The organism is Micromonospora sp. WMMD1120 (genome assembly GCF_029626235.1).
Classification (GTDB): domain Bacteria; phylum Actinomycetota; class Actinomycetes; order Mycobacteriales; family Micromonosporaceae; genus Micromonospora.
This window is the reverse complement of record NZ_JARUBO010000005.1, coordinates 2,337,648-2,348,845: the sequence shown is the minus strand read 5'-3', so window position 1 is coordinate 2,348,845 and position 11,198 is coordinate 2,337,648. Positions and strand designations below refer to the sequence as shown.

The window sequence follows — 11,198 nt, the reverse complement described above, 5'->3', positions numbered from 1 at the left end:
TCAGGCCAGCGGCACCGCCAGGTACTGCACCGCCACCGTTCGGGCACCCGGTGGCGGATCAGCCTGGCGCCGGCGCGGGTGGTACTGACGGAGCAGAGCGACGATGGCCTCGTTCAGCTCCGCCAACTCGTCGGCGGTGAGGAGCAGCAGGGAGTCGCTGAACAGCGTCTTGTCGTACCACTCGGCAGGCTCGTCCCCGGCGCGACGCGACCAGTCCCGAATCCGTTCCATGGCCCGGACCGCGTGCGCCTCCATCAACGCCTGCTCGGCAGCACGCGCCGCGGGTCCGGCGTCCCGCCCCGCGTCGACGAACCAACTCGCGCTCGGCACGCGCCACACCCGCTCACGCGCGTCGCCCCGACTCGGCGCCTGCTCCACCAGGCCGAACTTCGCCAACGCCCGAAGGTGGTAACTGGTCGCGCTGGGCGACAACCCGACGACCTCCGCGCACTCGGTGGCGGTGCCGCCCTCCGCACGGGCGTTCAGGTATTCCATGATCGCGATCCGGGCGGGATGAGCCAGCGCCCGCATCACCTGCGGGTCACTGATCGCCATCCGGTGGGAATCGGGACGTGCCTCGGTCATGAGCCCATGATCCCGGCAGCTCTCCGAACCCGCCATCACCCCGCCGGCCCAGCCCGGCCCGGCACACGCCGGACCCGTTGATCATGAAGTTATTGCCAGTCCGACCGGCGTGTCGCGACCCTAACTCCATGATCAACGCTGGGTAGGCGGCGCCGTGCGACACGCCGGGGTGGTGGGGGGCGGGCCGGCCGGTAATTCGGTGGAAGCGATTGACGGGAGGGCGTAGGGTTGCAGGCCGCTTGACGGCCGAGGTGAGCTGCACCGGAACGGACGTCACCGCGCCGGACGGCCGGCCATCCGCCCCCGGACACGCGAGCGCGCAGCAGATGTGAACGATGGGACGTCAGCATGCCCGCACCTGATCTCGATCCGCACCCCGACACTCCCCCGGACACCAGCCTCGACGCGGACCTGGCGGCCGAACGCGCACACCTCGCCACCTCGCGGGCGGCGCTGGCCCGGATGCGCGAGCGGGCCGAGTCGCTCTTCGCCACCGGCGATCAGGTGGCGGGCGACGCGTACGCGGCGGAGACGCTCGGCCGCACCCTGGCCCGGCGGGTCGCCGAGCTGGCGGATGACCCGACCACGCCGCTCTTCTTCGGCCGCCTCGACTTCGGCGGCACCGCCGACACCGAACCCACGAAGAACGACACCACAACCGGCAGCGCCACCACCAGCGACACCTCAATGGGCCGCGACACCACCAGCGACAGCACACGCAGCGACGACAGCCGGAGCAGGCGCGCCGACGACGGGACCGGAGCCGGCGGCGATCATGACGGTCGGCGCTACCACGTGGGGCGGCGGCACGTCACCGACGAGCGTGGCGAGCCGTTGGTGCTGGACTGGCGGGCGCCGGTCTCGCGGTCGTTCTACCGGGCCAGTGCACGTGATCCGCAGGGGGTGGCGGTCCGGCGACGGTTCGGGTTCAGCAACGGTGTGCTGACCAGCTTCGAGGACGAGCGGCTGGACCGGGGCGAGGAACTCGGCACGACCAGCCGGATCCTCACCGCCGAGATCGAGCGGCCGCGCGTCGGGCCGATGCGGGACATCGTCGCCACGATCCAGCCGGAGCAGGACGAACTGGTTCGCGCCGACCTCGCCGACTCGATCTGCGTGCAGGGCGCTCCCGGCACCGGTAAGACGGCGGTGGGTCTGCACCGGGCCGCGTACCTGCTCTACCTGCACCGGGAGCGGTTGCGGCGGGCGGGCGTGCTGATCGTGGGGCCGAACCGGGCGTTCCTGTCGTACATCGCGGCGGTGCTGCCAGCCCTCGGTGAGGTCGAGGTCGAACAGGCCACAGTGGAAGAGTTGATCTCCCGGGTGGAGGTCCGGGCGATCGAGGCGCCGGCGGTCACGGCGCTCAAACACGACGTACGGATGGCGGATGTCCTCCGGCGCGCGGTGCAGGCACAGATCGGAACGCCGAGCGAGCCGATCACCGTGTCGGACGGCTCGTTCCGGTGGCGGATCGGGTTGGAGCCGCTGCACCGGATCGTCGAGGAGACCCGGCGGGAAGGGCTTCCGTACAGCACCGGGCGGGAGCGGGTCCGGGCCCGGGTGGTCAGCCTGTTGCAGCGACAGGCGGAGGCGCGACGCGCGGAGTCGCCGAGCGACGCCTGGTTGCGTCGGATGAGCCGCTGCCGACCGGTGCTCGACCTCCTGGACGCGGTCTGGCCGGCGCTCACCCCGGAAGGGCTGGTACACGGCCTGCTCTCCGACCCGGCCCGACTCGCCGCCGCCGCGGACGGGCTCCTCAGCGACGCCGAGCAGGCGTTGCTCACCCGGGCCAAGCCGGCCCGCACGCCGAGGACGACCCGCTGGACCGCCGCCGACGCGCTGCTGATCGACGAGGCGAGCGGGCTGCTGGAACGGCCCTCCGGGTTCGGGCACGTGGTGGTGGACGAGGCGCAGGACCTCTCCCCGATGCAGTGCCGGGCCATCGCCCGGCGCAGCGAGCACGGCTCGGTCACCCTCCTCGGTGACCTCGCCCAGGGCACCGCGCCGTGGGCGGCGACGGACTGGCGGGAATCCCTTGCCCACCTGGGCAAGCCGGACGCCGTGGTGGTGCCGTTGACCATCGGTTTCCGGGTACCCGCCGCAGTTGTCGCCTTCGCGAACCTGCTGCTGCCGGCGCTCGCTGTGGACGTACCGCCGGCCGAGTCGCTGCGCCACGACGGCGGGCTCGACATCCGTACGGTGACCGATCTGACCGGGGCGACGGTGGCCGAGGTGCGCGCGGCGCTCGCGCACGACGGCTCGGTCGGTGTGATCGCCGCGGACGAGGCTGTCGACGGGCTGCGCGCGGCGCTGGCCGAGGCCGGTGTGGCGACCGCGACCGCCGACGACGTGGCGGCCGCGGAGCGGGTCACCGTGGTGCCCGCGACGCTGGTCAAGGGCCTTGAGTACGACCACGTGGTGGTGGTCGAGCCGGCCGCGATCGTCGCGGCCGAGCCGCGCGGGCTGCATCGGTTGTACGTGGTGCTCACGCGGGCGGTGTCCCGGCTGACTGTGCTGCACCACGAGCCGCTGCCCGCGCCGCTGCTGGCCGACCCGGCGCTGGCCGTCGCCGCGACCGCCGAGAGCTGAACCGCCAAGAGCCGGGCCATCGGAAGCCGGGCCGCCGAGAGCCGGGCCGCCGACGGCCGGGCCGGAACAAGGCGGGCTCGGCCTAGCGGCCGGTGAGGGCGTTGGCGATCTCGCGCAGCGGCTTGCCGGACTCGGCGATCGGCACGGTGAACGCCAACCAGGAGTCGTCGGTGAAGTCGATCCGGAGCCGCTTGGGGTTGAGCCGGTGCCAGCCCACCCGGGCGTTGGCCACGGCGGAGCGGGGCGTCGACCAGACCACCCGGGTCTGCGCCGCCGCCCGCTCGTCGTCGGCCTGGCTCGACCAGAGCTTCACCGGGCCGGAGGCGCAGACCAGCAATCGCCGGTCGGTGACGGCGAGGATGGTGTCCTCGATGCTGGTCGCCGGGGGCACCGGACGTCGCGAGTGTTGCAGGGTGGACGCCGCCGAGCCCGGCGCGCCCCGCCCGGCGATCCCGTGGGTGATCCGGTCGACGAGCCGGTCCCCCGCCGCGAAGGAGACCAGTGGCGAGATCAGGTTGAGCAGCACCCCGGAGACGACGCCCCCGCGCTCGCCGGACGACTCCGAGCCGGCGGTGGCCGGAGGATCGGCCGGCAGGGCGCCCTGGGCGATCTCGGTCTTCGCGATGGCGAGCACGCGTTCGCCCGGCTCGACGAGTTGGTTGAGCCGCTCCCGGTAGCGCACGTCGGTCATCCGCTCAGTACCAATCCGGGCGGTCGTCGGGCACCTGGTCGCCACCTGCCGCGCCACGACCGTGGGACGTGCCACTGTCGCCGGTCGGACTGCTGCCGCCCGGCGCGTCCGCCATCACCTCGCCCACCATCTCGCGCACCCGGGCGGCGGCCGCCTCCTGGGCCCGCTTGGCCGCCGTGGTGAACTCCTCGGCGAGCGTGTACGAGTCGAGGCGCATCGCGCGGGCGTTGACGTCGGTCGAGACGATCGTGCCGTCCGCCGCGGCGGTGACCCGGACCAGGCCGGAATCGCTGGTGCCCTCGGCGCTGCTCTGCTCCAGCTCGGCCATCCTGCCGGCCAGGTCGCGTTGCCAGCTGTCCAGGTTGCGGGCCAGCGCCTCGATGCGGTCCAGACCGGGAAAGGTCATGTCGGCCCCTATCAGTTCAGGACGGAGTCGAAGACATTTTGCACGCCCTCGGTGTAGGGGCCCAGGTCTTCGCGGTACGTGCCGTCCACGAGGTAGTTGCGGTCCTTGGTGCCGTCGGAGACGTCGTCCAGCCCGACGCCGGTGTCCAACAGGGCTCCGCCGAGGCCGGGGATGTTCACCGGGGACGCCTGGTTGATCAGGAACTTGCCCGGGAAGAGCGTCTTGAACTTCTCGATCTGGAATGCCCTGGCCTCGGCTGTCCAGCCGGACTTGTTCCACGCCCGGTACGCCTTCTTGGCCTTGCGGATCTCCAGGACCGCCCGCCGGTACTTCATCAGCAACTCGGCGACCTTCTGCATCTTGGTGGCCAGCTTGGTCAGGATCTCGGCGAACCGAGCGACGATCTTCACCATCCGCCCGACGGTGGTGGCGAGCCTCGCCAGCACCCGGACGACAGTGGCGGCGAGCGAGATGCCGGCACTGAGCGCCGCTGCCACCGCCGCGATGATGACCTCGGTGAGGAACCAGAGCAGGAATTCGAGAATCAACTCGACCAGCAGGTTGAACGCGTCGACAGCCGCGTTGGCGGCGTCGACGAGCACCTCCTTGGTGCCGTCCAGCCCACGAGCCAACTCCTCGATCGCCTCCTCGACCGACTCCATCGAGGCGTGGAAGCTCTCGGCCGCGTCGCCCGACCAGGCGCCCCGGAGCCGGGCCCGGTGCTGGGTCTGCTCTCCGGCGATCTGCCGGACCGCCTCGCCGGTGGTCAGGCAGAGCTGAGCGGCCTTCATCAGGTCGTCGGGCTCGCCCGCGACCAGCTCGAGCAACTGCTCGAACGGCCAGAGCACCGCGTTGGACAGCGGCTTGAACGGGTCGGGCGTGCCCGAGACGATCTGCTCGAAGTAGGTCTTGTTGCGCTGCAACGCCTCGGTGCTCACGCGGGCACCGACCCGTTCGAGCCCGGCGACCAGGGGCCGGGGGCGATGACGTCGGGAGCGGGCGGGCGGCCTGGCACGAACATGTCGGTGTTGGCCACGTCGGTGCCGGTGTAGGCCCCGGCAGTGTCGGTGAGCCCGTCGGCGATGTCCGCCATGACCTCGGCGCCGTCGGCCAGCCCCTGGAGGCACGCCTCGAACTGCTCGGCATAGGCCGCCGCGAGGCTGAACGACGCCGGCATCACGCCGAACGCGTGCCGGGGGACGTGCCCGTCGCCGAACACGCGGTGCAGCTCGCGAAAGCGCGCCGCACGGTCGGTGGAAGCCTTGGCGAACGCCAGCAGCGCCTCCGGCTGGACCTCCAGCTCACTCGGGCTCGACACGGATCCTCCCCTGTGGCCTGTGCGACGGATCAGCGGCCTCGACCTCACACCATAGGCACTCCGTGCCGCCATCGGTTACCCGTACCGGGACGTCAGGGTCATCCGGCTTTGACTTTGTGCCATAAAGTAGTTTGCGTGACCCACGACGACGACCTCCCGCCCACCGACGCGGCGGCGGCGCTCCGGCTGATCCAGGACCAGCGGTCAGTGGCGGCACGCCGGCTCTCGCCCGACGCCCGCCTGATCTACTGGCCCTGGGGAGTCGCCTGGCTGGTCGGCTTCGGGCTGTTCTTCCTGCGCTTTCCCCCCGGCGAGCGCGCGCTGGTCGGGCTACCGTCCTGGCTGCCGCTGACCGTCCTCTTCACGCTCCTACTGGCCGCCGCCGCCATCCAGGCGGCGGCGAGCGCGCGGGCCTACGGCCAGGTGTCCGGCGATTCCGCCCGGCGAGGGCGGTGGTACGGATGCGCCTGGGGCCTCGGTTCGGTGAGCGTCTACGCGGGGCTCGGCCAGATCAGCGAACACCTGCCGCACGACCTGGCCTCGCTGCTCTGGTCGGCGACGGCCGTCGGGCTGACCGGCGCGCTGCACATGGCCGGTGGCGCGATCTGGCTGGACCGGGACCTGTTCCGGCTGGGCGTCTGGATCAGCGTGCTCAACCTGGTCGGCGCCATCGCCGGGCCGGGCTGGCACGCGCTCGTCGTGGCGGTGGCCGGCGGCGGCGGGATCCTGCTCGCCGGCGCGATCGCCCGACGACGACAGCGGCGACAGTCGTGACCGAACTGGACCCGGTCATCCACGCGCAGGCCCGACTGAAGGTGGTCGCCAGTCTCTCCGCGCTCGGCGACGGCGACCGGATCGCCTTTCCCCGCCTCCAGGAACTGCTCGCGATGACCGCCGGCAACCTCTCCGTACACCTGCGCAAGCTCGAGGAGGCCGGCTACGTGGAGATCAGCAAGACCCACCGTGGACGGACACCGGCGACGCTGGTCCGGCTCAGCCGGCGCGGCCGACTGGCGTTCGAGGAGTACACCGAGACCATCCGCAAACTGCTCGACCCCACCTCGTCCAAGGAGCAGTCATGACCCTCGCCCGCGCCGACCAGGCCAGCCGCCGGTACGGCGACGTCCTCGCCCTCGACCGCGTCGACCTGGAAGTCCGGGCCGGTGAGCTGGTGGGCCTGCTCGGCCCGAACGGCGCCGGCAAGAGCACCCTGATGAACCTGCTGGTCGGTCTGCGCCGCCCCAGCTCCGGGCGGGTCGAGCTGTTCGGCGGCGACCCGCGTGACCCGGCGACCCGGCGGCAGATCGGGGTCACCCCACAGGAAACCGGCCTGCCGGGCACACTGCGTGTCGGCGAGGTCGTCGACTTCGTCTCCGCGCACTACCCCGACCCGGTGCCCCGGGCCGAACTGCTCGACCGCTTCGGCCTCGCCGAGCTGGCGAAACGCCAGACCGGTGGGCTCTCCGGTGGGCAGCGCCGACGGTTGGCGGTCGCGTTGGCGTTCGTCGGCCGGCCCCGACTGGTGCTGCTCGACGAGCCGACCACCGGCCTGGACGTGGCGGCCCGGCACACCCTGTGGGACGCGATCCGCGCGTTCCACGACGACGGCGGCACGGTGCTGTTGAGCAGTCACTACCTGGAGGAGGTCGAGGCCCTCGCGCACCGGGTGGTCGTCATCGGGCAGGGCCGGGTGCTCGCCGACGACACGGTCGACGCGGTCCGCGGCATCGTCGGCGTACGCCGGGTCAGCCTCGTCGCCGACGACCTGCCCGACCTGCCCGGTGTGGTGCGCTCGGAACGGGTCGACGGTCGGCTGCACCTGCTCACCACCGACGCCGACGAGCTGGTCCGGGCGCTGGTCACGACCGGGGTGACCTTCCGCGACCTGGAGGTCCGACCGACCTCGCTGGAGGAGGCGTTCCTCTCCATCACCAGCGGCGACGCCGCCACCGGCGACGGGCCCACCGGCGACGCGGCCACCCGCACCCACCCCGCCGACGCGGGCCGACCCACTCCCGCCGCTGCCGGCGGTCAACCCACGACCGTCTGAGGAGGCCACCGTGCAACTCGCCCTGGTCCACGCCCGCTACCAACTCCTGGAGATCATCCGGATTCCGGTGGCCGTCTTCGGCAGCGCCTTCTTCCCGGCCGCCGCCATGATCTTCTTCGTGGTGCCGTTCGCCGGCGACGACGCGGCCGGCGCCACCTTCGCCACCGCGTCGATGGTCACCTTCTCGGTGATGAGCGCCAACATCTTCCAGTACGGGATCGGCGTCGCCGAGGACCGCGACCAGCCGTGGAACCCGTACACCCGGACTCTGCCGGCGGGGCCGGCGCCCCGGTTCGCGGGCCGGGTGCTGGCCGGCCTGGCGCTGACGTACCTCTCGCTGATCCCGGTCACGGTGATCGGCGCGACCCTGACCGCGGCACACCTGACCGCGCTGGAGTTCCTGCTCGCCGCGGGAACCGTGGCGGTCATCTCGGTGCCGTTCACGCTGCTGGGGCTCGCCATCGGCTACTCGCTGCCGAGCAAGGCGGCGATCGTCGTCGCGCAGGTGCTCTTCCTGCCGCTGGCGTTCGGCGGCGGCCTGCTCTCCGCGCCCGGCGACGCGCCGGGGTTCATCGAGACGATCGCGCCGTACCTGCCCACCCGGGGCGCGGCCGAGCTGATGTGGGCAGCGGTCGGCGACTACCGGGTCGAGCCGCTGGCGCTGATCATGCTCGCGGTCTGGGTGGCGCTGCTCGCCGTGCTCGCCGCCTGGGCGTACCGGCGGGACGAGGGTCGCCGGTTCAGCTGACGATTCGTCCGTTTCCGCCCCGGGCCGCGGCGGGACGGTGCCAGGATTCCGGCAAGGGGGTCGCAGTGGCCGCCCCGGCCGAGAGGGGTCCTGACGTGAGCACCGTCCCGCCGGGTACGCCCTGCTGGGCCGACCTGGCCACCCCGGACCTGACCGACGCGCGGCGCTTCTACCCCGAGCTGTTCGGTTGGACCGGCCGGATCACCCCCGAGCCCGAGGCGGGTGGTTACACGGTCTTCCTGCTCGACGGCAGACCGGTCGCGGGCGCGGGCCCGCCGGCGATACCGGACCAGGTGCCGATCTGGTCGACGTACGTCGCCACCGACGACGCGGAACTGGTGGCCGGCCGGGTCGAACGGGCCGGCGGACAGGTCGTCGTACCTCCGTTCGAGGTCTTCGACAGGGGTTGGATGGCGGTCTTCACCGACCCGGCGGGCGCCACGTTCAGCGTGTGGCAGCCCCTGACGATGCCCGGGGCCGAGGTGTTCAACGTGCCGGGCGCGATGAGCTGGAACGAGCTGGTCACCCCCGACCCCGAGGGCGCCAAGGTCTTCTACGAGCTGGTGTTCGGCTGGCAGCCGGACGACCAGGCGGTGGGCGCGCTGACGTACACCGGATGGCGTCTCGGAGCGCGGATCGTCGCCGGGATGATGCCGCCGCTGGCCGACGACTTCCCGGCCGACCTGCCCGCCTACTGGACCGTGTACTTCGCGGTGGCCGACGCGGACGCCGCCGCGGCACGCGCCTCCGAGCTGGGCGGAACGATCCTGGTCCCACCCCGTGACATCCCGGCGGGCCGATTCGCCGCCCTGCGCGACCCCCAGGGCGCCCTCTTCTCCGTCATCGACCTCGGCCCATAAACCGGCGGACACTGGAGAGCGCGGCGACTACGGCTCGGCGCGGGTGGGGCGGACGGGGACCACGATCGGGCCGTGCGTACCGGGGACGACGCGCACGCTGGCCCGGTAGTGGGTGGCGAGCAGGTGCTCGGTCAGCACCTCGGATGGGGTGCCGGCAGCCACCACCCGACCAGCGGCGAGCAGCACCATCCGGTCGGCGTACTCGCCGGCCAGGGAGAGGTCGTGCATCGTGGCCAGGACGGTCAGGCCGTGGTCGCGGCGTAGCTGGTCGACGACTTCGAGCACCTCCTGCTGGTGGCCGATGTCGAGCGCGCTGGTCGGCTCGTCGAGGAGCAGCAGCGTCGCACCCTGGGCGAGAGCCCGGGCCAGGAAGACGCGTTGCCGTTCGCCGCCGGACAGGGTGGCCAGCTCGCGATGGTGGAAGCCGGTCAGGTCCAGCCGGCGCAGCACCTCGTGTACGGCGTCGACGTCGGCGGCCGACTCACGACCCAGGGCCGGGATGTACGGGGTACGTCCGAGCAGCACGTAGTCCAGTACCGACATGCCCGCCGGCACCACCGGTGACTGTGCCACGGTGGCCACCACCCGGGCCCGTTCCCGACGGCGCAGCGCGGCGCTCTCCGTACCGAACAGGGTGATCGCTCGCGGCGCGGGCAGCAGGCCGCCGACGGCGCGCAACAGGGTCGACTTGCCGGCGCCGTTCGGGCCGATCACGGTGACCCACTCGCCGGCGGCGACGGTGAGGTCGACGCCGGTCAGGATGGGCGTGCCACCCAGGTCGACGTGCAGCCCCCGCACCTCGACGGCGGGCACGTCGCGGCTCACGTGAGCACCCGCCGGGCGGTACGCAGCACGAGGACGAAGAACGGGCCGCCCAGCAGGGCGGTCACCACCCCGATCGGCACCTCGGTCGGCGCGGCGGCGGTGCGGGCCACCACGTCGGTGAGCGCCAGGAACGCACCGCCGAAGAGCAGTGACATCGGCAGGATCACCCGATAGCTCGACCCGGCGAGCAGCCGGACGGTGTGCGGCACGATGATGCCGACGAAGCCGATCAGGCCGGTCGCGGAGACCGCCGCCGCGGTGCCCAGGGAGGCGGCGGCGATCAGCAGGTAGCGGGTCCGTTGCGGGTGCAGGCCGAGACTGCGCGCCTCGTCGTCGCCGACCGTGAGGACGTCCAGCTCGCGGCGGTGCAGCAGCACCACCACAGTGGTCAGCGCCGCGTACGGCAGCACCAGCAGCACGTCGTGCCAGCCGGCGGTGGCCAGCCGGCCGAGCAGCCAGGAGTAGACCGGTTGGATGCTGTCGGCGTGCTGTTGCAGCAGGTACGTCTGCCCGGCGGAGAGGAAGGCGGAGACCGCGACCCCGGCAAGGATCAGCATGGCCGGTGAGCTGCGCCGACCGCCGGCCGCGCCGAGCACGTAGGTCATCGTCACGGCGAGCAGCGATCCGGCGAACGCGGCCAGCGGAATGGTCAACGGCAGCCCGGTGAGCGTGCCCTCCCGGCCGGCGCCGCCGAGGGCGATCGCCGCGGTGACCGCGAGACCGGCCCCGGCGGCCACTCCGAGCAGGTACGGGTCGGCCAGCGGATTGCGGAACACCCCCTGGTAACACCCTCCGGCGAGGGCGAGCAGGCCGCCGACGAGCAGACCCAGCACCACCCGGGGCAGGCGTAGCTCGGTGACGATCGCGATCTCACGCTCGGTCAACCCGCTGTCCAGGTGCACCCCGGGCAACAGGTTGAGCAGCTCGGCGGCGACGCTGCCCGGGGGCAGGCTCACCGGGCCGAGCGACACCCCGGCGACGAGCGCGACGAGCACCGCGAGCAGCCCGGCGACCAGCCAGCGCTTCCGTAGCCCGGCCGGCCGGGCCACCGGCGGCGACCCGGCGGCCGACACCGGCGTGGCGGTCCCGGCCACCGGGGGCGGCCCGGCGGGCCGGGCCGCCGGCT

At 72.7% G+C, this 11,198-nt stretch carries 13 protein-coding genes; 6 read left to right on the top strand and 7 right to left on the bottom strand.

Features of this window, described 5'->3' with window-relative positions:
* Positions 1 to 585: a winged helix-turn-helix domain-containing protein gene (locus O7634_RS11125; protein ID WP_278150052.1), complete on the bottom strand. Its 585-nt coding sequence runs from the start codon at positions 583 to 585 to the stop codon at positions 1 to 3.
* 348 nt (positions 586 to 933) lie between these two features.
* Between O7634_RS11125 and O7634_RS11120 the strand changes: the two genes are divergently transcribed.
* Positions 934 to 3,174 carry an AAA family ATPase gene (locus O7634_RS11120; protein ID WP_278150051.1) on the top strand — a complete coding sequence of 747 codons (2,241 nt, stop codon included), beginning with the start codon at positions 934 to 936 and terminating at the stop codon, positions 3,172 to 3,174.
* 82 nt (positions 3,175 to 3,256) lie between these two features.
* Here the strand turns inward: O7634_RS11120 and O7634_RS11115 are convergent, their stop codons facing one another.
* The 4 genes from O7634_RS11115 to O7634_RS11100 are packed head-to-tail and all read right to left on the bottom strand — an operon-like array spanning position 3,257 to position 5,589.
* A complete protein-coding gene (locus O7634_RS11115; RefSeq protein ID WP_278150050.1) occupies positions 3,257 to 3,865 on the bottom strand; it encodes a hypothetical protein in 609 nt (202 codons plus the stop codon).
* Positions 3,866 to 3,869: 4 nt separating this feature from the next.
* Positions 3,870 to 4,271: a YbaB/EbfC family nucleoid-associated protein gene (locus tag O7634_RS11110; protein WP_278150049.1), complete on the bottom strand. Its 402-nt coding sequence runs from the start codon at positions 4,269 to 4,271 to the stop codon at positions 3,870 to 3,872.
* Between the two features lie 11 nt (positions 4,272 to 4,282).
* The gene (locus O7634_RS11105; protein WP_278150048.1) at positions 4,283 to 5,209 is read right to left on the bottom strand and encodes a WXG100 family type VII secretion target; all 927 of its coding nucleotides are present in this window, start codon (positions 5,207 to 5,209) and stop codon (positions 4,283 to 4,285) included.
* Complete coding sequence (locus tag O7634_RS11100; RefSeq protein WP_278150047.1) at positions 5,206 to 5,589, bottom strand: type VII secretion target; 384 nt, start codon at positions 5,587 to 5,589, stop codon at positions 5,206 to 5,208. Before O7634_RS11100 ends, O7634_RS11105 begins: the two co-directional genes overlap by 4 nt.
* Positions 5,590 to 5,724: 135 nt before the next feature.
* Between O7634_RS11100 and O7634_RS11095 the strand changes: the two genes are divergently transcribed.
* From O7634_RS11095 to O7634_RS11075, 5 genes are all read left to right on the top strand, one after another.
* Entirely contained in the window at positions 5,725 to 6,363 is a 639-nt protein-coding gene (locus O7634_RS11095) for a transporter (protein ID WP_278150046.1), read from the top strand.
* Entirely contained in the window at positions 6,360 to 6,671 is a 312-nt protein-coding gene (locus tag O7634_RS11090; RefSeq protein ID WP_278150045.1) for a transcriptional regulator, read from the top strand. The genes O7634_RS11095 and O7634_RS11090 overlap by 4 nt, the downstream gene beginning before the upstream one ends.
* Entirely contained in the window at positions 6,668 to 7,639 is a 972-nt protein-coding gene (locus tag O7634_RS11085; RefSeq protein ID WP_278150044.1) for an ABC transporter ATP-binding protein, read from the top strand. Before O7634_RS11090 ends, O7634_RS11085 begins: the two co-directional genes overlap by 4 nt.
* A 10-nt stretch (positions 7,640 to 7,649) precedes the next feature.
* Positions 7,650 to 8,387: an ABC transporter permease gene (locus O7634_RS11080; protein WP_278150043.1), complete on the top strand. Its 738-nt coding sequence runs from the start codon at positions 7,650 to 7,652 to the stop codon at positions 8,385 to 8,387.
* 95 nt (positions 8,388 to 8,482) lie between these two features.
* On the top strand, positions 8,483 to 9,247 hold the full coding sequence (locus O7634_RS11075; RefSeq protein WP_278150042.1) for a VOC family protein: 765 nt from the start codon (positions 8,483 to 8,485) through the stop codon (positions 9,245 to 9,247).
* Between the two features lie 27 nt (positions 9,248 to 9,274).
* Here the strand turns inward: O7634_RS11075 and O7634_RS11070 are convergent, their stop codons facing one another.
* On the bottom strand, positions 9,275 to 10,072 hold the full coding sequence (locus tag O7634_RS11070) for an ABC transporter ATP-binding protein (RefSeq protein ID WP_278150041.1): 798 nt from the start codon (positions 10,070 to 10,072) through the stop codon (positions 9,275 to 9,277).
* Positions 10,069 to 11,145 carry an iron ABC transporter permease gene (locus O7634_RS11065; protein ID WP_278153937.1) on the bottom strand — a complete coding sequence of 359 codons (1,077 nt, stop codon included), beginning with the start codon at positions 11,143 to 11,145 and terminating at the stop codon, positions 10,069 to 10,071. Before O7634_RS11065 ends, O7634_RS11070 begins: the two co-directional genes overlap by 4 nt.
* Positions 11,146 to 11,198 lie beyond the last annotated feature (53 nt).

Excerpts from the sequence above, each read along its gene's own strand:
- O7634_RS11125 (WP_278150052.1), bottom strand. The coding sequence starts at position 585 with ATGACCGAGGCACGTCCCGATTCCCACCGGATGGCGATCAGTGACCCG.
- O7634_RS11085 (WP_278150044.1), top strand. The coding sequence starts at position 6,668 with ATGACCCTCGCCCGCGCCGACCAGGCCAGCCGCCGGTACGGCGACGTC.
- O7634_RS11110 (WP_278150049.1), bottom strand. The coding sequence starts at position 4,271 with ATGACCTTTCCCGGTCTGGACCGCATCGAGGCGCTGGCCCGCAACCTG.
- O7634_RS11120 (WP_278150051.1), top strand. The coding sequence starts at position 934 with ATGCCCGCACCTGATCTCGATCCGCACCCCGACACTCCCCCGGACACC.
- O7634_RS11115 (WP_278150050.1), bottom strand. The coding sequence starts at position 3,865 with ATGACCGACGTGCGCTACCGGGAGCGGCTCAACCAACTCGTCGAGCCG.